Origin of the sequence: Halomonas sp. JB37, assembly GCF_002332255.1 — a bacterium.
Taxonomy (GTDB): Bacteria; Pseudomonadota; Gammaproteobacteria; order Pseudomonadales; family Halomonadaceae; genus Vreelandella; species Vreelandella casei.
Window position 1 is genome coordinate 1,271,414 of the sequence record NZ_NRGW01000001.1, and the last position, 21,496, is coordinate 1,292,909.

Sequence of the window (21,496 nt, forward strand, 5' to 3'; positions counted from 1 at the left end):
AGGTAACGTTAATATGCGCTATAGTGTTACTATTTTTCCCGATGGTTGGCTTAATCTCGTGACTAAGTAAAAAGGCAGGCCTGTGATGGCCTGCCTTTTTAGTATTATGAGTATTCGTTACTCAATGGCGTCGCTTGCATCGCCCGGTGGTGATTTGTAATGCCCGGGAGTTTTTAATTTTTCCCCGTTGGGCAGATCGCGTACCTGGGCAGGCACATACACACGCTTAATGACACTTTTCGTATTATTACTTTTCATGGCAGGATCCTCCTGTCAGATTGTCGACAGTTAGCGCTTCTACATTAGCCCTCGTGGGTAGGGGAATCAAGTGCCCGGCCGCACGCATTCGCCAATAAGCGTAATGATTATGACATTAGAGGGCATTTTCATGGTTTTGAGTTATCCTTAGAGCCAACAATATATTATCTGTGCTGATGCTGGGTTAACCGGTGAAAACAGACAGCCTAAGTAGAGTGAGTAAAGAGGATGATTGATCACCTGGAACAGCAGTTCCAGGCGCTTGAGTCCCAAGCGCCTGTCGTGCCTGATTACCCCGATCAAGATCATGTTCTGATCATTGAAGATGATAAGCGCCTTGCCGAGCTAACCCGCGAATATCTGCAAGCGAACGGCTTCCAGGTCTCGTTGGAAGCCGACGGTGCTAAAGCGGTTGATCGTATTTTAACCTTGCAGCCAGACCTAGTTATTTTAGATTTAATGCTGCCTGGCGAAGATGGTTTAGCGATTTGTCGCCGCGTCAGGCCCAACTTTTATGGCCCTATCATGATGTTGACGGCACGCACCGATGACCTAGATCAAGTCTTGGGGCTTGAGATGGGAGCCGACGATTACGTACCCAAGCCCGTTCAGCCCAGGGTGCTGCTTGCCCGCATGCGGGCATTGCTACGCCGCGCTGAAGGCCCTGCGCCCAATGGCGAAATACGGCTACGTTTCGAAAATCTGGAAATAGACAATGCGACGCGTGAAGCGTGGCTCTCCGGTGAACGTATTGATTTAACCAGCGCTGAGTTTGATCTACTTTGGCTGCTAGGCCGCAACGCAGGTCGTGTCCTTACCCGCGAAGAGATATTCAGCGATTTGCGGGGAATTAAGTACGACGGCCAAGATCGGTCGATTGATGTGCGTGTATCACGAATCCGGCCCAAAATTGGCGATGATCCTCACCATCCACATCGCATCAAAACGGTACGCAGTAAAGGCTATCTCTTCGTTAAAGACAGTTAATTTTAGAGGCGGTGTCATGCGGCGGGTGTTCAGCAGCGGGTCGTTTTTGCGCTTCTATGTGCTGCTGGGCCTCGCGCTACTGGTGATGTTGGCGATGGTATTGGCCGGGTGCTCGTTTATCGAACAGGTGCGCCGCGAGGACTATCGCGAGCAGCTCGCCGCGCTGCCGATGTCACTGATGACGCGCCGGCTAGCCGACACGCCTGTAGAGCAACGCGGTGGCCTGCTGGATCGCTTTTCAGAGCGGCTGGATTTACAGCTTACGCTATTGCCCATCGCCGATGCTGATCTTGGCTACTTTGAACGCTCCCGCTTAGAACAGGGCAAAATACTGGTTGCAGAGGATCCTTGGCGGTTGCAGCAGCGTTTGCCGGAAAGTAACCAGCTGTTACAGGCTTGGCTGGCGGACGACTGGAGCGAGCACCAGTGGCACGGCAGCATTTCATTGCTAGGCGACTGGCTTGCGGTAACCCCCTTGAATGAGCGTGAAAGTCTTATAGAAGAGCTGCGTTCGGGGAGCTGGCCGCTGCAGCTACTGGCCACCGTGCCGGACCGGCTAACTGCTGAGCAGCAAACGCTGTTGGTTAGCGGTGGTATCGTGACGCAATTAGTGTCCGACAAGCTATCGATTACGCTGCTTTATCAACTGCCCGGTGAATCGGCGTGGCTACAGGCGGGCCCCATTTCCCGTGGCGATACCTTACCGCTGAATTTACACCTTCCCCTATTAGTTGGGCTGATGATCGTACTCAGCCTTATCATCTATTTAATTATGCGTAGCATTGAAGAGCGCATGGCAAGGCTTGAGCTGGCCGCTACACGGATTGCTAGCGGGCGATTAGAAACCCGAGTAAAAGTTGAAAGCGGTGATTTTCTAGGCCGGTTGGGAATGGCCTTTAATGGCATGGCTAATCAGGTGCAGAGCCTGCTGCGGGGGCAGCAAGAAATGATTCGCGCGGTTTCTCATGAGCTGCGCACCCCGGTGGCGCGCATTCGTTTTGCCGTCCAAATGGTCGAAGATATGACTGACCAGCCCGCTATCCGGCGCCAACTACAGGGTATTGATGCTGATATTACGGAGCTTGATGAGCTGGTCGATGAAATTCTGACCTATGCAAGATTAGGCGGCGAAACGATTAACGGCGCCGAGCTTGAAACCGGGCTGGTCGAGTGCCGGGCCATGGCAGAGCGCGTGATTGATACACTCTCGCCATTGCACGAAGGCTTAACATTCACACTACTGCAAGGTGGCGAAGTCGAGCTTCTGGCGGAGCCTCGCTATTTACAGCGTGCGCTGCAAAACTTAGTGGGTAATGCCTGCCGTCATGCCACGGCTCAGGTGGTCGTCCGGCTATGGGATGAGCCCAGGCTCGTCCGCATTGATGTAGAGGATGACGGTCCGGGTATTCCACCTGAAGCGCGTGCCGATATTTTCAAGCCATTTGCCCGGTTGGATGACAGCAGGGCCAGGAGCTCCGGCGGCTACGGGCTGGGGCTTTCGATTGTGCAGAAAGTTATGGCTAGCCACGGCGGTAGCGTTACCGTCGATAATAGCCCCCACTTGGGCGGGGCGCGTTTTACGCTGCTGATTCCGCGTCGAGATCCGCCGGCTTAATCCCTGAGAGCACCGCAAAAGATGTCTCGCGAGCAGTGCGTAAGAAATCCTGCATCCAGGGTGCTTCCCGCGTTTCTTCGCGAATCGCCGCGTAAAGTGTGCTCCATACTCCGTGCTCGCCCAGCTTCACCGCGCTAACATAATCACGCTCCAGGTACTCGGTTAGCGCCCAGCTAGGCAGTGCGCATACGCCGCGTCCGCTCGCAACCAGCTGCATCATCATAATGGTTAATTCTGCTGTACGGATTTCACGCGGGCGGACGTTGGCTGGATGTAAAAATTGGCTGAAAATATCCAGACGCGACTGCTCGACGGGATACGTGATCAGCGTTTCATCCGCGAGCGCCTGAGGTTCAATAAACCCTTGGCCCGCAAAAGCATGCTGTCGAGCGATAGCCAGTAATCCTTCATAGCGGAACAGCGGGGCATAGTGAATGCCGTCAAGCGGCTGAGGATCAGCGGTGATGACGAGGTCTAGCTGCTCTCGGGCGAGCGCCGGTAGCGGGTCGAAATGGTGGCCACTGGGGATGTCGATTTCAACTTCTGGCCAATGGTTGCGAAAGTAGTCCACCGTCGGCATCAGCCATTGGAAACAGCTGTGGCACTCGATTGCCATATGCAGCCGGCCCTGTTCGGTACCCGCTAAGCGCGCTAAGTCCCGTTCTGCCTTACGTACCTCAGGCAATAACTGATCAGCCAAGGCGAGCAGGCGCAGTCCCGCGCGCGTAAATTCCACCGGGCGCGTTTTTCGTATAAATAACGCGCTGTCGACGCGGCCCTCTAAATCTTTGAGTTGGTGAGACAGCGCCGATTGAGTCAGGTGGACGCGTTCGGCAGCATCGACCAGCGAGCCAGTTTCGCGCAGAGCAAGCAGCGTGCGAAGGTGGCGCAGTTCAATCATGGCTTAACCTGTTTGTGTGAATAGATTTCATCTTTGTCATTAAGAGCGTTAGTTTAGTTCATTTTTGTCTGGCGACCAGACTATGTGAAATTATTCACGTTGGCAGGTATCATCATGACAGCTTCTCATGTTCTCGGCTATCCCCGCATGGGGGCCTAGCGGCGAGCCCGCTGCGGCTGGGTGCAAAGCTATGGGGCACGGTGCGTAAGGCCGCCGGTTATCTTTGATGATGTGCCACGCCCTACGCCAATGCGTTCGTTATCTAGCTTTTGACGCATAGGCGTAAAGCAGCGTTTCTTGAGCGCTGATGGGGTTACTCTCGCCAGGGTTTTGGAGCTGGTAGCTGCCATCGGTTTGCAATAGCCAGCTCTGGCAGTTGTCGACCAGATAGGTTTCAAGGTCTTTGCGCACGCGGATAGCGAGTTTTTTATCTAGCAGCGGAAAGCAGGTTTCCACGCGGTGAAACATGTTGCGTGACATAAAGTCGGCGCTTGAACACCATGTTTCTGATTTGCCGTCATTGTGAAAATGAAATACGCGAGTGTGTTCCAGCAAGCGGCCAATAATGGATCGCACGCGGATATTGTCTGACACGCCGGGCACGCCGGGTTTCAGGCAGCACATACCGCGAATAATCAGGTCGCACTCTACGCCCGCTTGGGAGGCGCGATAGAGTGCTTTAATTAATTTAGGCTCGGTTAACGAATTGCATTTAATAATGATGTGCCCACGTTTTCCTTTACGCGCAATGTGCGCTTCACGGTCAATCATTTCGACTAACCGGTCGTGCAGCGTAAAAGGGGCGTGGAGCAGCGTATCAATTTTGCGCGCGCGGCCCATTCCCGAAAGCTGCTGGAACACTTTATGTACGTCAGCGCACAGCAATTTGTTCGCGGTCAGCAGGCTATAGTCGGTATACAGTTTGGCCGTTTTGGAGTGATAGTTGCCGGTGCCAAGGTGCGCGTAGTAGCACAGTTCGCCCTTTTCACGGCGCACGATATGCAGCATTTTAGCGTGGGTTTTATAGGCCATAATGCCGTAAACGACGATGGCGCCGGCTTCTTGAAGGCGTGAAGCAAGCTGCAGGTTGTCGGCTTCATCAAAGCGTGCTCGCAGCTCAATCACCACGGTGACCTCTTTACCTTGGCTGGCCGCCTCCACTAGTGCACTCACAATAGGCGAGTCTGCCCCGGTGCGGTAAAGGGTCTGCTTTACCGCCAACACATGGGGGTCGCGAGCCGCTTCGCGCAGCAGGTCTTCAATCGGTGAAAATGACTGAAAGGGATGATGCAGCAGAATGTCGTTCTTCGCGATGGCATCAAAAAGACTGCCTGCCTTGAGTGCTTTGGGAATGCTGGGAATGAACGGGCGATAAAGCAGCTCAGGGCGGTCAACGTCGCCTAAGGCTGACATCATGCGCGTTAAGTTGACCGGACCTTTAACGCGGTACAAATCATCATTTTCAAGCTCAAACTGGCGCAGCAGAAAATTGCTTAAGCCATCGGGGCAGTTGTCGGCTACTTCCAGCCGTACGCCACTGCCATAGCGCCGCGCCAGCAGCTCACCGCGCAGCGCTGAGGCTAAGTCAGACACTTCTTCGGGGTCGACGCTCATATCGGCATTGCGGGTCAGGCGGAATTGATAGCAGCCGCGTACGCGCATGCCGGGAAATAGCTCATCGGCGTGGGCATGAATCATCGATGATAAAAACACATACTCTGAAAAGCCTTCTTCGCATAGCTCCTTGGGCAGTGCCATTAGCCTTGGTAGCGAGCGCGGAGCAGGCAAAATCGCCATGCCGCCTACGCGGCCAAAGGCATCCTTGCCTTCCAGTTCAACAATGAAGTTGAGGCTTTTATTTACCAGCCGTGGAAAAGGGTGCGAAGGGTCAAGTCCAATTGGACTGATGACCGGCATAATTTCGTTATCAAAAAAGGCTCTGCCCCAGGCTTGTTGCGCACTGGTCCACTGATCGCGTCGGCGAAAACGCAGCCCCTGCGCCTCCAATGCGGGCAGCAGCGTTTCATTGAGGATTTGATATTGTCGTAAAATTTGCGCATGGGCGAGCTGGGATATTTCCGCTAGTACCGCTTTGGGCAGCCGGCCGTCGGCGGCAGTGGTGGTATCGCCCAAGGCAATTTGATGTTTGAGACCTGCGACGCGAATTTCGAAGAACTCATCCATATTGGAGGAAAAAATAAGCAGGAACATCAGCCGGTTGAGTAGCGGATGTGCATCATCTAGCGCCTGTTCCAATACGCGGATATTAAACTGCAAATGCGACAGCTCGCGGTTGAAGTAGAGCTGGGTGTCGTCAAGATCGGTTTCAGGCAGCGCTTCACGCGCCTGGATACCGATGGGCGTACGATTTATACGTAGCGGCATATCGGCGTCGCTGCTGGTTTGATCGGTAGGCGATAATGGTGGACTGGAAGCGTGCTCGTCCATGGTGGATCTCCCCGCGTCGATGGCTCGAACGTATCATAGCCTGATACTGATAGATCAGCGCAGTATGCGGGGAGAAGATGACAAATACGTGTCACTGGATTGTCATCTTGTTCAACATCATGCCAATAAGCGGCTTAGCGACGCTGTACTTCATTAGCCTTGCTGCAATAGCCGCGCCGCATCAAGTGCGAAATAGGTCAAAATGCCGTCTGCCCCGGCGCGCTTAAAGCACATCAGTGACTCTAGTATGACGGGTTCTGCTTCCAGCCAACCGTTATCGAAGGCTGCGCGATGCATGGCGTACTCGCCGCTGACTTGATAAGCAAAGGTGGGAACCTTGAGTTCATCCTTTACCCGGCGCACCACGTCTAAATAGGGCATGCCGGGTTTGACCATGACCATGTCGGCGCCTTCGCTGATGTCCATGGCCACTTCATGCAACGCTTCATCGCTGTTGGCGGGGTCCATCTGATAGGTGCGCTTGTCCGCTTTGCCCAGATTAGTGGCTGACCCGACCGCATCCCGAAATGGCCCATAGTAGTGCGATGCATACTTCGCGCTGTAGGCCATTATCCGCACGTTGTGTAAGTTTTCTTGCTCCAGTACTTGGCGAATTGCGCCAATGCGTCCATCCATCATGTCAGAGGGCGCCACCACGTCGGCACCGGCTTCTGCATGGGAAAGCGCCTGTTTCAACAGCGTTTCTACGGTGCGGTCGTTTTGCACGTAGCCTTGCTCATCTAAAATGCCGTCTTGACCATGAATGGTATAGGGATCAAGCGCCACATCCGTAATAATACCAAGCTCAGGCAGCGCTTCTTTTAGCGCGCGCACGCTACGCTGCACCAGTCCGCTGGCGCTATAGGCCTCTTCGGCTAGCTCACTTTTTTGCTCAGGGCCGACGACCGGAAACAGTGCCAGAGCGGGAATGCCCAATGCAAACGCTTCGCGAGCTTGCTCAATGAGTAGGTCGATTGAAAGCCGTTCCACGCCGGGCATCGAAGCTATGGGTTCACGCTGATTTTTACCTTCAAGAACAAAGACCGGCAGTATGAGATCGGAGGGCGTCAGCGTTTTTTCTTGCATTAAGCGGCGTGAAAAATCATCACGGCGCATGCGGCGCATGCGCGTGGCAGGAAAGTGGCGGGGAGTAAGTGCACTCAAAGGTTGTCTCCATTAAGGATCGCAAATGAGGGTGTTAAATAAGAGTGCCCGAAGGCCTGCCGGCAGTATATCAGCCATACCCTGCGGCGAAAGACGCCTTGTGGCAAACAACCACACTGACTAAAGTGGGCAACAGCTTTGCGGTAGTGCGTTCGGCAAACTCTACGTGGTTTCGGATAATAAGGAGATAGGCATGGCCAAACAGGTGGCAGTCATTTTAGCCGGATGCGGCGTTTACGATGGTTCTGAAATTTATGAGACCACGCTGACGCTGCTGCGCTTAGACCAGTTGGGTATTGAGTATCGCTGCTTTGCCCCCGATATCGATCAGCAGCATGTTGTTAATCATCTCACGCAAGAGGTTGTTGAAGGCGAGCAGCGTAACGTGCTACTAGAGTCTGCTCGCCTAGCGCGGGGGGAAATAAGCCCCCTAGAGGCGTTGGATGCGGATAACTTCGATGCGGTGATTGTGCCCGGTGGTTTTGGCGTCGCCAAAAATCTTTCAGACTTTGCCAGTGCCAGCGATAATATGCAGGTGCTAGACGCGCTGAAAGAGGCGCTGGCGGGCTTTCGCCAAGAAGCCAAGTCTATCGGCCTGATGTGTATTGCTCCGGTACTGGTGCCCCGCCTGCTGGGGGATGGTATTGCCGTCACGGTGGGGAATGACCCGGCGGTATCCGGTGCTATTAGCGCCATGGGCGGGCTGCACCGCACCTGTAGCGTAGAAGATATCGTGGTTGATTTTGAGCACAGCGTGGTAACGACACCCGCGTACATGCTGGCAACGCGCATCAGTGAAGCTGCCACCGGCATCTTTAAGCTCGTCGATCGTATCGCAGAAATGATGGATTAAGGACTATTGCGAGGTTGTTAACGGTTGATATAAAAAGCCGCCGCCATGATTAATGGCGGCGGCTTTTCGATATCTACGTCATTAGTGCCTTCGCTATAGCATGTCTTCTTGCTCTTCCGCCGCCTCTTTCTCCGCTTTTCGCTTGCGTACTAGGCGACCAAACAGCAGACCAACCTCGTACAGCAGGTACATCGGAATCGCCAGCAGGCTCTGTGAAATAACATCCGGTGGCGTAAGCAGCATGCCCACCACGAAGCAGCCCAGCAGGATATAAGGACGCTTCTTGGACAGGCTTTCTACTGTGGTGGCGCCAGAAAGAATTAGCAAAAAAGTCGCGATAGGAATTTCAAACGCTACGCCGAAGGCAAAAAATAGTTTAAGAACGAAGTTCAAATACTGGTTGATATCGGTCATCACTGCGACGTTTTCCGGCCCTGTCTGGGTGAAAAACTCAAACAGCAGCGGGAACACCACGTAATAAGCAAACGCCGCACCGCCATAGAAGAGCGCAATGCTTGAGACCAGGATAGGAATAGCGAGGGCTTTCTCATTATCGTAAAGCCCCGGTGCAATAAACGCCCACGCCTGATGCAGTACAAAAGGAATGGCAATAAACACGGCCACGACTAAGGTCAGCTTAAACGGTGCTAAGAAGGGTGAAGCCACTTCAGTCGCGATCATCTGCGAGCCTTCGGGCAGCAGCGCCATCAATGGCTCAGCGACAAAGGTATAAATGTCGTTGGCAAAGGCATAGAGGCCCAAAAAAATCACCAAAATAAGAGCCACGGCGCGTATTAAGCGTGAACGTAGTTCGATTAGATGCTCAATAAGAGGGGCTTGTGGTTGATCTTGCTGAGGCTCCTTTGAATCGCCAAACATACTCATTGGTGATTACTATCCTTATTAAATGCAGCCCGCTCAGCTTCAGTGGCGTCTGTTTTGACTGAGGATGCGGCCGGGGGAGGCGCTGGGGAGGATGCAGGTGCCTCTTCGCGCACCGTTTCCAGCGCGTCATCTAAGTGAGAGCTGGCCTGGACAGCGCGCTGTTGGATCTCGCTCTGCGGTGTTTCAGGCTGTAATGTTCCGCGTGGCGTTGCTGCGCTAGCCGGTTTAGCCTGGGTTGTCGTGGGCTTATCGACAATGCTTTCTACGTCTAGCTTCGCTTTCTGCAAGCTATCGTTGAGCTTTTTCTGCTGATCGTTAAGCTTTTGACGCAGCTCTTCTGCTTCCAGCTGGGCGCTGATTTCGCGCTGCATACCAGATACCGTGCGCTTGATTCTGCCGATCCATAGGCCCGTCGTACGGGCAGCACGGGGCAGGCGCTCTGGGCCAAGCACCAGCAGCGCGACAACGCCAATAAGCATGAGCTCAAGAAAACCGATATCCAGCATGCGTTACTTGCGCTCTTCGTTGCGTTCAGCGGCACGCTTCTCTTCAGCCTGAACATCGTACGTATTGCCAGGCTCTACGTGGCTGACTTTGGCATTCGGCTGATAGGGGTCTTCGCTATCAGCCTCTTTGTTTTTTTCTTCATCGTGCATGGCTTTCTTGAAGCCTTTGACCGCCCCGCCGAGGTCGGTGCCGACATTGCGCAGCTTTTTGGTGCCGAAAATTAGGATGATGATGCCCAGAACAATCAGCAACTGCCAAATACTGATACCACCTAACATATGCGTTTCCTCATGGGTACAGGTTAACTTTCTTAGTCACTATATGCTTAGGCGACTGAATGCTCAGTGGCTACACGCCTACTGACGACTGGTGCCGGTAAGCTAAGCCTACGCCAAGCGTAGCCATCACGTCGATATTATTGCTAGCGAGAGGCTTTTTCATCGTGGCCTGAAATGCCAAAGCGTCGTGCCAACTCGTCTAAAACGGCTTGATGATCAAGCTCCAAATGAGACAGCATCACCAGGCTATGAAACCACAGGTCGGCCGTTTCAGAAATCAGCGCTTGGCGCTCAGCCTCACCGCCGTGCTCTGCATCTTTGGCCGCAAGCACGGTTTCAGTGGCTTCTTCACCCACTTTTTCAAGTATCTTGTTCAAACCCTTGTGATGCAAGGACGCAACATAAGATTCTTCTGCTGCTGCATAACGTCGCTGCTTGAGAACCCCATTGAGAGTATCCAGCACATACGCATTGCTAGTCGATGATGCGTCAGTGTCCATGAAAATCCTTATAATCGTTGAGTCACGCCGCTTTATTGCCAGACTAACAGCAATAGGCCGATACCGGCGGCAGCCAAGACCGGCCACTCCTGGAGCTCAATCCAACCGCTTAACGGCTGCCAGGCGAGCGCCAGCGCCAGCACTATTAAACCTAACCGTAGGCGATACAGGCGCTTGCCTTGGCGAGCCATGTGCTGGCGCATGGCACTAATGGCATCGACCTGCTGATGCCGCTGGCGATGCTCATGCTCCAGGCGGCTGAGCGCCTGATGGGCGAGTACGGGTAATTCAGGTAACTGGCGCGAAAGCTCCGGCGCCTGGCGCTTTAACGACTCCCACAAGCCGCCGACGCCCGCGCGCTCTTTCATCCACTGCTCTAAATAAGGCTTAGCGGTGCTCCATAAATCTAAGTCAGGATAAAGTTGGCGACCTAGTCCTTCAATATTCAGCAACGTTTTCTGCAGTAGGACCAGCTGCGGCTGGACTTCCATGTTAAAGCGCCGCGCGGTTTGAAACAGCCCTAGCAGCACCTGGCCGAAAGAAATATCTTTTAGCGGTTTCTCTAAAATAGGCTCACACACCGTCCGAATCGCGGCGGCAAACTCATTAGCACGCGTGTTTTCGCCCACCCAGCCAGACTCAATATGCAGGGCGGCGACTTCGTAATAATCCTGATGAAAAAACGCCAGCAGATTGCGCGCCAAATAGTCTTGATCTTCGCGCGTTAGGCTGCCGACAATGCCGCAGTCGATAGCGATGTACTGGGGGTCTTCGGGATTGTCACAGTTAACAAAAATATTGCCCGGATGCATGTCGGCATGAAAGAAGTTATCGCGAAATACTTGCGTGAAGAACAGCTCAACGCCACGCTCGGCCAGCTTTTTCAAGTTGGTGCCGCGGGCGATTAGGCTATCCAGGTCGGCGACCGGAATGCCACGAATGCGTTCTTGTACCATGACGTGTCGGCGCGTAAAAGACCAATAAATAGTTGGTACAAACAGCAATGGTGAGTCTTTAAAATTACGCTTCAGCTGCGAGGTGTTGGCGGCTTCTTTATACAGGTCAAGCTCATCAAACAGCGTCGCTTCATAGTCACGAATGACTTCTACCGGACGCAAACGGCGCGCATCGGGCACTTTGGACAGCAGTTTGGCGACTTGATACATCAGCGCCATGTCTTGGCGCATCACGCGATCTATACTCGGCCGAATGATTTTAACCACCACGTCTTCGCCGGTATGCAGCCGGGCGGCATGCACTTGAGCAATAGATGCTGAGGCCAGCGGCACATGGTCAAATTCAGCAAACGCTTCCGCCAGCGACATTTCCAGCTCTTTCTCGACGCGAGCAGCAGCCTGGTCACCCGGGAAGGGCGGCACCTGATCCTGAAGGCGTTTGAGCTCATCGGCGATATCCGCCGGCAGTAAATCGCGGCGGGTCGAGAGCATTTGCCCAAATTTAATAAAAATTGGGCCTAGAGTTTCTAACGCGAGGCGTAAACGCTCGCCGCGCGATCGTTTACCGATAGGCACTAAGCGTAGCGGCGAAAACCAAAGCAGCGTCCGCAGCCACCAAGGGAGACGCTCTAGCGGGAGTAATGTATCTAGCCGATGACGGCTTATCACCCAGCTAATTCGCAGCAAGCGCAGGCTCATGGGCGCGGCTCCTGCGTCAGTGTCTGGCGCTGTGTCAGTAGTCGTTCTAAGCGTTTAAAGCGTGCTTCCAGGCGATCGGTCGCCACTTCTAGCTCGGTGAGGTGTTCACGCAAAACGTTACGCTGCTGTCTCCCCGGCAGCAGGCGCGCTTCTTCAAAGACGTACTCAGAAACGTCCTGGACCAGCTCGTCTTTGGCGCGCAGCCCCCAGCGAGCCATGCGCCGCAAGCCTTCCGCTAGGGAGTGTGCGGGCATATCGCCCAGCCAACGGGCGAGTTCGTTTTCCCAATCAATGTCCAGATCGAAAAGCAGTTCGCGGGTGGCTTCTAATAGGTGAATATGACCACGCACAGCAAGCTTACCGTCAAACATTAGTCGCTCAATTGAGGCGCCACTAATCCACTCAGATAATGTTTCGGGAGTCAGTTCTACCACCGCATTAACGTCGGCTTCTTCAGTGTCATCGCCCCGCAGGAGGTCTACCCCGGCATGATGATAGTGGATAACCACGGCCAGATGCGGCTGCTCAAAGCGCACCAGCAGACGGCTGCCCGCAAGCTTCGCCAAGCGGCCAGGGGCTGCCGGGTCACGGGCAAGAAGAGCATTGAGCGTGCGTTCACAACCGGCCAGCAGCAAGGTTGGGGTTACCAGCATGCTGACCTCTTGATGAAAAGCGCCACGGGAGAGAGCGTCATAACTTAATACCGCGGTGCAGTGCAACAATGCCGCCGGTCAGGTTGGTGTACTCAACGCGTTCAAGGCCTGCGGACTCCATCATGGCTTTGAGCGTTTCCTGATCTGGATGCATACGAATGGACTCTGCCAAATAGCGGTAGCTTTCGCCATCGCCGGCTACCAGTTCGCCCATTTTGGGCAGTAGGCGGAAAGAGTACTCGTCGTAAGCTTTGGAAAGCAGGGGATTATTCGGCTTGGAAAACTCCAGCACTAAGAGACGACCGCCGGGCTTAAGTACGCGTGCCATGGAGCGCAGCGCGGCGTCTTTATCGGTAACGTTGCGTAGGCCAAAGGCAATCGTAATGCAGTCGAAACTGTTATCGGGAAACGGCAGGCATTCGGCGTTGGCCTGAACATATTCAACGTTGCCGCCCACGCCATTATCCATCAGCTTATCGCGGCCTACTTTCAGCATCGAGGCATTGATATCGGCCAGCACCACTTTGCCACGTGGCCCCACCAGACGGGAAAACTTCAGCGTTAAATCACCCGTGCCGCCGGCAATATCTAGCACATGGTGGCCTGGGCGCACGCCTGCACGCTCAATCGTCATGCGCTTCCATACTCTGTGAATCCCCATCGACATAAGGTCATTCATCACGTCGTAGCGGGCCGCAACGGAGTGGAATACATCGGCTACTCGCGAGGCTTTCTCGTCAACCGAGATTTGCTGAAAACCAAAGTGAGTCGTGCGTTTTTCTGTGGGGCTCATGGCGTAGTAGCTCCCGAATTCGAGGCGGTGGCGAATCGACCCTGAGTCTTTTGACTGAGTGGCCGGTGCGATTAAAAAGTTAGCGCCATTGTAGCCTTGTCCGCCCTGGCTTGTCTGCCCAGGCTGATGAGTGCCTTGGGTTGAGTGACGGTCACAGCTGTTTGAATTGAATACCCGCAGGTTCACGTGAGGCACCGGCGTCCTGCAGGCGCTGCAAGTAGTTGTTCCAGTAGCTCTGTTGATGGATGGCGAGATCATGCAGGTAGTTCCAGCTAAACAAACCGCTGTCGTGGCCATCGTCAAAATGCAGCTTAAGCGCGTAGTTGCCAGCTTGGCTAATATTTTGCAGGCCGACGTCTTTTTTACCTGCCTGGAGTACGGCGCTGTCACCGCCATGACCACGCACCTCTGCAGAGGGGGAGTAGACGCGCAGCAGTTCCACCGGTAGACGGAAGGTTTCGCCAGTGGCATAGCCAAGCTCTAGCTCGCGGGCCTGCTTATGGTAGTGAACGCGGGTAGGCGTAGGAGCAGTCATAACAAACCTCTAAACAGGCGGGGCGCAGGCAGCTAATTGCCACCTACGCCCCGCTTCGGTTATGTAAAGATGCGGACGCTTATAAGATATAGCGCGATAAATCTTCGTCAACTGCCAATTCGCCAAGCTGTGCATTGACGTAGTCGCCGTCAATCACCAGCGGGCCTTCCATGTCGCCACCTTTGAAGGAGGCCTCTTCCAGCAGCCGCTCCATCACGGTGTGCAAACGGCGAGCGCCGATGTTTTCGGTGCCTTCGTTGACCTGCCAGGAGATCTGCGCGATGCGCTCGATACCGTCTGGCGTAAACTCAATGTCGAGACCTTCCGTCGCCAGCAGCGCTATATATTGTTTAGTCAGCGAGGCGGAAGGCTCGGTCAGAATGCGTTTGAAATCGTTGGGCGTGAGTGCATCGAGTTCAACGCGGATTGGCAGACGACCTTGAAGCTCCGGAATCAGGTCCGACGGACGCGCCAGATGGAAAGCCCCCGAGGCGATAAACAGAATATGATCGGTTTTAACCATGCCGTATTTGGTTGAAACGGTTGAGCCCTCAATGAGCGGCAACAGATCACGCTGCACGCCTTCGCGAGACACTTCACCACCGCTAGACTGGCCGCTGCCTTTGGCAACTTTGTCGATCTCATCTAAAAACACGATGCCGTGCTGCTCAACTGAATACACCGCACGCGCCTTGATCTCTTCTTCATTGACCAGCTTGCCGGCTTCTTCGTCGCGCAGCAGTACGAGCGCTTCTTTTACCGTCACACGACGGTTTTCGCGCTTTTGCTGGCCCATGTTGGAGAACATGCTTTGTAGCTGATTGGTCATCTCTTCCATGCCCGGCGGGGTCATGATGTCGACGCCTTGGCTTTGAGCCGATACTTCGATATCAATCTCTTTTTCGTCTAACTGCCCTTCACGGAGCTTCTTGCGGAAGGTCTGGCGAGTGCCGTTATCTTCACGGGGCTTGTCTTCCTGACCACGCGGCGGCGGTAGCAGGGCATCGAGTACCCGGTCTTCGGCAGCATCGGCGGCACGGTGGCCTACGTCTTCTTTGGCCTGCTCGCGCACCATTTTGATGGCGTTTTCCATCAAGTCGCGAATAATCGACTCGACGTCGCGGCCAACGTAGCCAACTTCGGTAAACTTAGTGGCTTCGACTTTAATAAACGGCGCTTTAGCAAGCTTGGCAAGGCGGCGTGCAATCTCAGTTTTACCCACGCCGGTGGGGCCGATCATCAGAATGTTCTTGGGCGTGACTTCCGGACGCAAATCGTCATCCAGCTGCATGCGGCGCCAGCGATTACGCAGGGCAATGGCAACAGCACGCTTAGCATCCTGCTGGCCAATAATGTACTGATCAAGAGCGTGAACGATTTCGCGGGGTGTCATCTGAGTCATAACGGTAACCTTTGTGTTCTTTGAGCGGCGTGAAGAGGACGCGTGGGGCTATGAGCGCCCATCGATCGACAGCTCTTCGAGCGTCACGTGGTGGTTGGTGAACACACAGATATCACCAGCGATAGCCAGCGATTTTTCGGTGATTTCACGTGCCGACAGCTCGGTGTTTTCTAGCAGCGCTCGGGCGCTGGCCTCGGCGAAGTTGCCGCCAGAACCAATGGCAATAACGCCGTGTTCGGGCTCCACCACGTCGCCGTTGCCGGTAATGATCAGCGAGGTGGTGTGGTCGGCGACGACGAGCAATGCTTCCAGGCGGCGCAGCGCGCGCTCGGTCCGCCAATCTTTTGCTAGCTCAACAGCGGCTTTAGTCAGATGCCCCTGATATTTTTCTAGCTGCGCTTCAAAGCGCTCAAACAGCGTAAACGCGTCTGCAGTGCCGCCCGCGAACCCGGCAAGTACCTTGCCACGGTAGAGGCGACGGACTTTGCTGGCGTTACCCTTCATTACAGTATTGCCCAGCGATACTTGACCATCGCCAGCGAGGGCGACCTGATTACCACGACGAACGGAAACAATGGTGGTCATGGAGATAACTCCTTGGGGGAGACACGCTCCCGATGACTGGCTGGTCGCTCAGCAAGCGACCGTTGTGTAAGCGTTCACAACAAAATGCGGGCGGCTGATAAAAAATCAACCACCCGCAGGACATCGGGGGTGGGTTTATCAGTTTTGCAGCTGAATAAGCAGCGGCTCAATACCTTGTGTCGCCATCAAATCCTGCGCGCGATTAAGCTCGCGAGTATCTTCATAGGGGCCAACCTGGACGCGGTGCCACGTGTTGCCATCGGCCTGCACTTCGCTAATTTGTGCCAGCAGGCTGAGGTTGCGCAGTCGGCCGCGCAGCTGTTCAGCATCGCTTAGCTGGCGAAACGAGGCTGCTTGAAGCATGTAGCGGCTGGGCGTGCTACTGCTGGCAGCGCTCTCCTGGGCAGCCGACACTTGATCCTCAGGGCGCGTGTTGGCGGCAATCACTTGCGCAATGGGGTCATCGCCCGCAGCTGCATCGGATGCGGTGCTGCTCTCGGCGGTCTGCTCCGTGGCTTCGGGGCGGACAACGCTTGACGGCAGCGTAACGCCAGGCGCAATAACTTCGGTTTCAGGCAGCAGCGTATAAAACTCGAAGGTGGGCATTGAGGGCTCCGCTGGACCTTCGGTTGCTCGTGCAGCGTCGCGCTCCTCGCTACCGGAAGGCTTTGGTAGCACGGTTGCCTGAGGAGGCTCACTCTGCTCCTGCCACGGCGCAGTGCCGTGCTGGTGCTGAGCAAGAAAGAAGCCGATGGCCATGCCTGCAAGGCCCCATAGCCAACCGGGGATGCGAAAGCCGCCGCCGGCGCCTGAGGACGACTTGCGCTGTGAGGTAGCGCCTCGGCGGGTAGGCTTTTTGCGGGGGGTGGCCATGCGTTACATCTCCTCTGGGGCGCTAACCCCCATTAAATCGAGACCGTTGCGCAGCACTTGGCGGGTCGCAAGACCCAACGCCAGGCGCGTGTTGCGCAAGGTGTCGTCGTCTACCATCACTTTGACGGCGTTATAACAGGTGTGGAAATCGCCAGACAGATCGAGCAGATACTGCGCGACCTGCTGCGGTTCACGGTTCTTAGCCGCGGTTTCGACGACCTCGGGAAAGCGTGCCAAACGATTCAGAACGGCTTTCTCCTGGTCGCTATCCAATAGCGCTAAATTGGCCAGCGCTAGCGGATGATCGAATGGCTGGTCAGCATCGTGTGCTTTACGCAACATGCTGCATACCCGGGCATGGGCGTACTGAATGTAATACACCGGGTTGTCGTTAGACTGCGAGCGGGCCAGGTCGATATCAAACGTGAGCTGGGAATCAGCGCGGCGAGCCGCGAGGAAAAAGCGCGTGGCGTCGCGGCCGACTTCATCAATCAAATCGCGCACGGTGACGTAGCTGCCAGCGCGCTTGGAGAGTTTTACCTCGACGCCAGAACGGGTCACCATCACCATTTGGTGAAGCACGTAGTCGGGCCAGCCTTTGGGGATGCCTACTTCTAGCGCTTGTAAGCCAGCGCGTACGCGGGTCACGGTGGAGTGGTGGTCGGCACCCTGCTCATTAATCACAGTTTTAAAGCCGCGCTGCCACTTGTCTAAGTGGTAGGCCACATCGGGTAGGAAGTAGGTATAGCCGCCGTCACGTTTACGCATCACGCGGTCTTTGTCATCACCAAAGTCCGTGGTGCGCAGCCACATCGCGCCGTCGTCTTCATAAGTGTGGCCCGCCGCTATCAGTTTCTCAACCGTGGCGGCTACCTTGCCATCGTTATAGAGCGAAGACTCCAGAAAATAAACGTCAAACTCAACGCCGAAGGCTTTTAAATCTAAATCCTGTTCGCGGCGCAGCCAGGCCACGGCGAACGCTTGAATCGCATCTAAATCTTCTGGATCAGCTTTCGCGGTCACTTCGCGATCATCCGCGCTCACCGTTTCGCCGGCCAAATAATCCTTGGCGACATCGGCAATATATTCACCGCGATAGCCGTCTTCCGGCCAGCTGGGATCGTCTGGGCCTAAGCCTTTAGCACGTGCCTGAACAGAGCGTGCAAGGTTGGCGATTTGCGCGCCTGCGTCGTTATAGTAGAACTCGCGAGTGACGTCATAGCCGGTCGCTTCTAGCAGGCGGCATAGGCAGTCTCCAATCGCAGCGCCACGCCCATGCCCGACGTGCAGAGGCCCGGTGGGGTTGGCGGAAACAAACTCCACCTGCACTTTTTCACCTTTGCCGATCAGGCTGCGACCAAAGGTATCGCCGCAGTCGAGCACCTGAGCAACAATTTGCGCAGCCGCATCAGCTGCTGCAAAAAAGTTGATAAAACCGGGGCCGGCAATCTCGGTTTTTTGAATAGCGTCGCTTTCAGGCAGCGCCGAGACCAGTATGTTGGCCAGTTCACGTGGGTTTTTGCCGGCGGGTTTGGCGAGCATAAGCGCTAGGTTGGTGGCGTAATCGCCGTGCGCCTTATCTTTCGTGGGGTCCACTTTGATGCTGGGCTGAAGGTCGTTCGGCAACACGCCTTGGTGCTTGAGCGCGGTAACTGCGCCTTCGAGCAAAGAAACTATGGTGTCTTTCATTTCGGTATCCAGTTACGTCCATGGCGGCGTGTGCTAATGCGCACCTGATTAGATTTTTGAAATCGCTAGTTACTTGAGATCGCTAGGTACTTGAGATCGACAGGTAATTGAGATCGATAGATGCGCAGCTAAAGCGGCCATTATCAGCAATTGCGCCGCAGTTTCAAAGCCGTGTCACGGTGAAGGCCTCATTGTTAACGCTGTGAGTACTCATTACGCGAGTGTTTGAGGGTCGATATCAATCGACCAGCGGACCTTGCGCGCCTCTCTATTAGCTTCCAGCCACTGCACCAGCCAGCTGGCGGCAGGATGCAGCTGGCTGCGTTTATAGGCTGTCAGCATGACATGTAAATGATAGCGATTTTGGCGTCGCTCCATGGGGGCAGGCACGGGGCCTAAGCAGCGTGTTGCCACACTTGTTTGTTTTAACCACTCGCGCAGTGCCTGGGCCGCCTGCTGTGCCATTGCTAATGCGGCTTGTTCATTGGGGCTTTCAATACGCAGCAGTGCCATAAAACAAAACGGCGGAAGCTTCGCGATGCGCCGCTCTTCCAGCATATTGCGAGCCAGCGCCCCATAGCCGTGCTCTGAAAGCTGGCCTAAATGTGGATCGTCAGGGTGCAGCGTTTGCACCAATACACGGCCAGGATGAGCGGCACGCCCCGCACGCCCCGCGACTTGTTCAAGCAGCTGAGCGCTATGTTCGAGGGCTCGAAAATCAGCGGCGTAAAGGCCACCGTCAGCATTAACCACCACCACTAACGTGACGTGGGGCAGGTGATGCCCTTTAGCGAGCATTTGGGTGCCGACTAACACGCAGGGTTCGCCGCGCTGAATTTCTTTCAGTACCTGCTCAAAGCTATCCTTGCGCCGGGTGCTATCTCGGTCTATGCGATGAATCGTCGTTTTGGGGAGCAGCGTTTGCAGCGTTTCTTCGGTGCGCTCAGTGCCACTGCCGAGCGCGCGCAGGTCGCCGCTACTGCATTCCGGGCAGGCGTCCGGCAGCGCTCGGCGGCTATCGCAATGGTGGCAGGCGAGCAAGGCGGGCTGGCGATGTAGCGTCATACGGGCGTCACACTGACCGCACTCGGCCATCCAACCGCAGGCATGACAGGCTAGCGTGGGCGCGAAGCCGCGCCGATTAATAAAAATCAGTACCTGTTTGCCCGCACTTAATGTGCTTTTAATTGCCTTGATGGCATCGGGGAGCAGGCCGCCTTGGCGACGCTGATGGCGTAGGTCGATCAGCTCTAGCTTAGCCGGCGGATGGCGGCTCGGGCGCTGGGTTAGGCGCAAATGGCGGTAGCTGCCGGAAAGCGCTTGATGCAGGCTCTCTAGTGACGGCGTCGCGCTGCCCATCAACAGCGGGATTTTATGATAGTGGGCGCGCGCCACCGCAAGATCACGGGCGTGGTAGCGCAAGCCGTCGTGCTGTTTGTAGGAGCCGTCGTGCTCTTCATCAACAATGATTGCGCCGGGGTTAGCCAGCGGGGTGAAAATGGCTGAACGGGTGCCAATAATGATCAGCGCGCGGCCGCTGGCAGCGGCTTCCCATACGTCCAGGCGCTCAGGATCAGTGAGACCTGAATGCAATGCCACCACGGGGACGCGAAAGCGGCTCCTAAAGCGGGCAAGCGTTTGGGGCGTTAAGCCAATTTCCGGTACCAGCACTAGCGACTGCTTGCCTTTACCGGCGACGGCTTCAATAAGCTGCAGATAAACTTCCGTTTTACCGCTGCCCGTGATGCCTTCCAGCAGGCAAGGATGATAGCCGTCGAGTTTTTCATGTAGCGCCGCCAGCGCAGTGGCCTGCTCACGGTTAAGCGGTAGGCTGGGCGTTGCCAGTAGGCTGCCCGTAGGCGCGCTGGGGGCGGTGAGAATGACTTCCCGGCTGATGGCCAGCTCTTTCTTTTCTAGCGCTAACAGCTGATCGCGGCCGAAACCGTGGGCGCTGATCGCTCGGCTGGGCAAGCCGTGGGGGTGTTGACGCAGCAGGGCGTAGAGCTCTGCTTGTTTGGGCGCACGGCTGAGCGTGTCTTCTGTGCCTTCGCCTTTCGCTAGCCACAGTGTTTGCGTGCGCCCAGCCATGGTGTGGCCCTGACGTAGCCGAGCGGGCATGGCATGGTGCAGCGTGTCGCCCAGGCTGTGCTGATAGTAGCGGGCAGCAAACCGGCATAGCCATAGCCAGTCTTCCGGCAGTGGGCTTTCGTCCAACGTTTCGCTAACCGCACGCAGCTGGCTGAACGGTAAATCGCTGTGCTCAGCCAGCTCTACGATGACACCGACGACATCGCGCCGCCCAAAAGGCACCCGCACTCGAAGCCCCGGCTGCCAGCCGCAGACGGGTACAGTGCTAGCAGGCAAGTAGTCAAATAGGCGGCGCAGCGGCGAGGGCAGCGCCACTTTGAGCACTTGAACGGATATCCGTCCGGGCACTTGCAAGGGCTTTTGAGAAGGCTCTTGAGAAAGCACGTGAGACGGTGCCCGTAAAGAAACAGGATCAGGCAATTGGCCTCCGGCATTAGTTTTGCTAGAATATGCGACCGCTCTCAATCTTAACGAGTTAACTTGAAGCTTGCTTTAAGGATATATCGTACCGACAGAGCGAATAACCGGTTAGTCATTTTTCCAAACCCGTATGCGGTGCCTGGCAAAAGATCAGGTGGCGGCATATAGCTTAGTGAGGCTCGAGATGAGACAAGGTATTCACCCGAATTACAACATGGTCACCGCCAACTGTTCTTGCGGCGCTACCTTCCAGGTCGGTTCTACCTCTGGTCAGGACTTCTCTCTGGACGTGTGTTCCAACTGCCACCCGTTCTACACTGGTAAGCAGAAGCAGGCGACCACTGGTGGCCGCGTAGAGCGCTTCAACAAGCGTTTCGGCGCTGCTGTTAAGCGCGGCTAATCCATAC

General features: G+C 55.3%; 21 protein-coding genes. 4 read left to right on the top strand and 17 right to left on the bottom strand.

Translation table 11 applies throughout. The features are described from left to right. Nucleotides 1-117 precede the first annotated feature (117 nt). Entirely contained in the window at nt 118-258 is a 141-nt protein-coding gene (locus tag CIK78_RS17855; RefSeq protein WP_176483372.1) for a hypothetical protein, read from the bottom strand. 228 nt (nt 259-486) lie between these two features. Here CIK78_RS17855 and CIK78_RS05950 point away from each other — a divergent pair, with 228 nt between their 5' ends. After that, a complete protein-coding gene (locus tag CIK78_RS05950) occupies nt 487-1,245 on the top strand; it encodes a response regulator (protein ID WP_096278156.1) in 759 nt (252 codons plus the stop codon). A gap of 16 nt (nt 1,246-1,261) precedes the next feature. Continuing rightward, entirely contained in the window at nt 1,262-2,860 is a 1,599-nt protein-coding gene (locus CIK78_RS05955; RefSeq protein WP_096278158.1) for an ATP-binding protein, read from the top strand. Here CIK78_RS05955 and CIK78_RS05960 read toward each other — a convergent pair. The 3 genes from CIK78_RS05960 to hemB form a co-directional block, all read right to left on the bottom strand. Next, nucleotides 2,823-3,761, bottom strand: a complete 939-nt coding sequence (locus CIK78_RS05960) for a LysR family transcriptional regulator (RefSeq protein ID WP_096278160.1) — start codon at nt 3,759-3,761, stop codon at nt 2,823-2,825. The genes CIK78_RS05955 and CIK78_RS05960 overlap by 38 nt on opposite strands. Before the next feature lie 258 nt (nt 3,762-4,019). After that, a complete protein-coding gene (gene ppk1 / locus CIK78_RS05965) occupies nt 4,020-6,209 on the bottom strand; it encodes a polyphosphate kinase 1 (RefSeq protein WP_096278162.1) in 2,190 nt (729 codons plus the stop codon). A 153-nt stretch (nt 6,210-6,362) separates the two neighbouring features. Then, a complete protein-coding gene (hemB, locus tag CIK78_RS05970) occupies nt 6,363-7,373 on the bottom strand; it encodes a porphobilinogen synthase (protein ID WP_096278164.1) in 1,011 nt (336 codons plus the stop codon). Between the two features lie 193 nt (nt 7,374-7,566). Here hemB and elbB point away from each other — a divergent pair, with 193 nt between their 5' ends. Then, a complete protein-coding gene (elbB, locus tag CIK78_RS05975; protein WP_096278166.1) occupies nt 7,567-8,226 on the top strand; it encodes an isoprenoid biosynthesis glyoxalase ElbB in 660 nt (219 codons plus the stop codon). A 93-nt stretch (nt 8,227-8,319) separates the two neighbouring features. On the opposite strand, the gene tatC is transcribed toward elbB, so the two are convergent. The 13 genes from tatC to CIK78_RS06040 all read right to left on the bottom strand — a co-directional run bounded on the left by tatC (nt 8,320) and on the right by CIK78_RS06040 (nt 21,017). After that, nucleotides 8,320-9,111, bottom strand: a complete 792-nt coding sequence (tatC, locus tag CIK78_RS05980; protein WP_096278168.1) for a twin-arginine translocase subunit TatC — start codon at nt 9,109-9,111, stop codon at nt 8,320-8,322. Then, the gene (tatB, locus tag CIK78_RS05985) at nt 9,108-9,617 is read right to left on the bottom strand and encodes a Sec-independent protein translocase protein TatB (protein ID WP_096278170.1); all 510 of its coding nucleotides are present in this window, start codon (nt 9,615-9,617) and stop codon (nt 9,108-9,110) included. Before tatB ends, tatC begins: the two co-directional genes overlap by 4 nt. A 3-nt stretch (nt 9,618-9,620) precedes the next feature. After that, on the bottom strand, nt 9,621-9,896 hold the full coding sequence (gene tatA / locus CIK78_RS05990; protein ID WP_096278172.1) for a Sec-independent protein translocase subunit TatA: 276 nt from the start codon (nt 9,894-9,896) through the stop codon (nt 9,621-9,623). 143 nt (nt 9,897-10,039) lie between these two features. Continuing rightward, entirely contained in the window at nt 10,040-10,396 is a 357-nt protein-coding gene (locus CIK78_RS05995; protein WP_096278174.1) for a phosphoribosyl-ATP diphosphatase, read from the bottom strand. Between the two features lie 32 nt (nt 10,397-10,428). After that, a complete protein-coding gene (gene ubiB, locus CIK78_RS06000) occupies nt 10,429-12,051 on the bottom strand; it encodes a ubiquinone biosynthesis regulatory protein kinase UbiB (RefSeq protein WP_096278176.1) in 1,623 nt (540 codons plus the stop codon). Continuing rightward, nucleotides 12,048-12,704, bottom strand: coding sequence for an SCP2 sterol-binding domain-containing protein (locus CIK78_RS06005; protein WP_096278178.1), 657 nt, complete (start codon nt 12,702-12,704; stop codon nt 12,048-12,050). Before CIK78_RS06005 ends, ubiB begins: the two co-directional genes overlap by 4 nt. Nucleotides 12,705-12,741: 37 nt before the next feature. Further along, nucleotides 12,742-13,497, bottom strand: coding sequence for a bifunctional demethylmenaquinone methyltransferase/2-methoxy-6-polyprenyl-1,4-benzoquinol methylase UbiE (ubiE, locus tag CIK78_RS06010; RefSeq protein ID WP_096278180.1), 756 nt, complete (start codon nt 13,495-13,497; stop codon nt 12,742-12,744). Between the two features lie 151 nt (nt 13,498-13,648). Further along, on the bottom strand, nt 13,649-14,032 hold the full coding sequence (locus CIK78_RS06015) for a DUF971 domain-containing protein (RefSeq protein WP_096278182.1): 384 nt from the start codon (nt 14,030-14,032) through the stop codon (nt 13,649-13,651). Between the two features lie 79 nt (nt 14,033-14,111). Beyond that, entirely contained in the window at nt 14,112-15,434 is a 1,323-nt protein-coding gene (gene hslU, locus CIK78_RS06020) for an ATP-dependent protease ATPase subunit HslU (protein WP_096278184.1), read from the bottom strand. Nucleotides 15,435-15,482: 48 nt separating this feature from the next. Continuing rightward, a complete protein-coding gene (gene hslV, locus CIK78_RS06025; RefSeq protein WP_096278186.1) occupies nt 15,483-16,019 on the bottom strand; it encodes an ATP-dependent protease subunit HslV in 537 nt (178 codons plus the stop codon). 138 nt (nt 16,020-16,157) lie between these two features. Beyond that, complete coding sequence (locus CIK78_RS06030; protein WP_096278188.1) at nt 16,158-16,892, bottom strand: SPOR domain-containing protein; 735 nt, start codon at nt 16,890-16,892, stop codon at nt 16,158-16,160. 3 nt (nt 16,893-16,895) lie between these two features. Further along, nucleotides 16,896-18,581 carry an arginine--tRNA ligase gene (argS, locus tag CIK78_RS06035; protein WP_096278190.1) on the bottom strand — a complete coding sequence of 562 codons (1,686 nt, stop codon included), beginning with the start codon at nt 18,579-18,581 and terminating at the stop codon, nt 16,896-16,898. Between the two features lie 213 nt (nt 18,582-18,794). Continuing rightward, complete coding sequence (locus CIK78_RS06040) at nt 18,795-21,017, bottom strand: primosomal protein N' (protein ID WP_096282285.1); 2,223 nt, start codon at nt 21,015-21,017, stop codon at nt 18,795-18,797. A 256-nt stretch (nt 21,018-21,273) separates the two neighbouring features. Between CIK78_RS06040 and rpmE the strand changes: the two genes are divergently transcribed. Further along, the gene (gene rpmE / locus CIK78_RS06045; RefSeq protein WP_096282286.1) at nt 21,274-21,489 is read left to right on the top strand and encodes a 50S ribosomal protein L31; all 216 of its coding nucleotides are present in this window, start codon (nt 21,274-21,276) and stop codon (nt 21,487-21,489) included. Nucleotides 21,490-21,496 lie beyond the last annotated feature (7 nt).

Excerpts from the sequence above, each read along its gene's own strand:
- CIK78_RS17855 (WP_176483372.1), bottom strand. The coding sequence starts at position 258 with ATGAAAAGTAATAATACGAAAAGTGTCATTAAGCGTGTGTATGTGCCT.
- CIK78_RS05950 (WP_096278156.1), top strand. The coding sequence starts at position 487 with ATGATTGATCACCTGGAACAGCAGTTCCAGGCGCTTGAGTCCCAAGCG.
- CIK78_RS05955 (WP_096278158.1), top strand. The coding sequence starts at position 1,262 with ATGCGGCGGGTGTTCAGCAGCGGGTCGTTTTTGCGCTTCTATGTGCTG.
- CIK78_RS05960 (WP_096278160.1), bottom strand. The coding sequence starts at position 3,761 with ATGATTGAACTGCGCCACCTTCGCACGCTGCTTGCTCTGCGCGAAACT.
- ppk1 (WP_096278162.1), bottom strand. The coding sequence starts at position 6,209 with ATGGACGAGCACGCTTCCAGTCCACCATTATCGCCTACCGATCAAACC.
- elbB (WP_096278166.1), top strand. The coding sequence starts at position 7,567 with ATGGCCAAACAGGTGGCAGTCATTTTAGCCGGATGCGGCGTTTACGAT.
- tatC (WP_096278168.1), bottom strand. The coding sequence starts at position 9,111 with ATGAGTATGTTTGGCGATTCAAAGGAGCCTCAGCAAGATCAACCACAA.
- tatB (WP_096278170.1), bottom strand. The coding sequence starts at position 9,617 with ATGCTGGATATCGGTTTTCTTGAGCTCATGCTTATTGGCGTTGTCGCG.
- tatA (WP_096278172.1), bottom strand. The coding sequence starts at position 9,896 with ATGTTAGGTGGTATCAGTATTTGGCAGTTGCTGATTGTTCTGGGCATC.
- CIK78_RS05995 (WP_096278174.1), bottom strand. The coding sequence starts at position 10,396 with ATGGACACTGACGCATCATCGACTAGCAATGCGTATGTGCTGGATACT.
- ubiB (WP_096278176.1), bottom strand. The coding sequence starts at position 12,051 with ATGAGCCTGCGCTTGCTGCGAATTAGCTGGGTGATAAGCCGTCATCGG.
- CIK78_RS06005 (WP_096278178.1), bottom strand. The coding sequence starts at position 12,704 with ATGCTGGTAACCCCAACCTTGCTGCTGGCCGGTTGTGAACGCACGCTC.
- ubiE (WP_096278180.1), bottom strand. The coding sequence starts at position 13,497 with ATGAGCCCCACAGAAAAACGCACGACTCACTTTGGTTTTCAGCAAATC.
- CIK78_RS06015 (WP_096278182.1), bottom strand. The coding sequence starts at position 14,032 with ATGACTGCTCCTACGCCTACCCGCGTTCACTACCATAAGCAGGCCCGC.
- hslU (WP_096278184.1), bottom strand. The coding sequence starts at position 15,434 with ATGACTCAGATGACACCCCGCGAAATCGTTCACGCTCTTGATCAGTAC.
- hslV (WP_096278186.1), bottom strand. The coding sequence starts at position 16,019 with ATGACCACCATTGTTTCCGTTCGTCGTGGTAATCAGGTCGCCCTCGCT.
- CIK78_RS06030 (WP_096278188.1), bottom strand. The coding sequence starts at position 16,892 with ATGGCCACCCCCCGCAAAAAGCCTACCCGCCGAGGCGCTACCTCACAG.
- argS (WP_096278190.1), bottom strand. The coding sequence starts at position 18,581 with ATGAAAGACACCATAGTTTCTTTGCTCGAAGGCGCAGTTACCGCGCTC.
- rpmE (WP_096282286.1), top strand. The coding sequence starts at position 21,274 with ATGAGACAAGGTATTCACCCGAATTACAACATGGTCACCGCCAACTGT.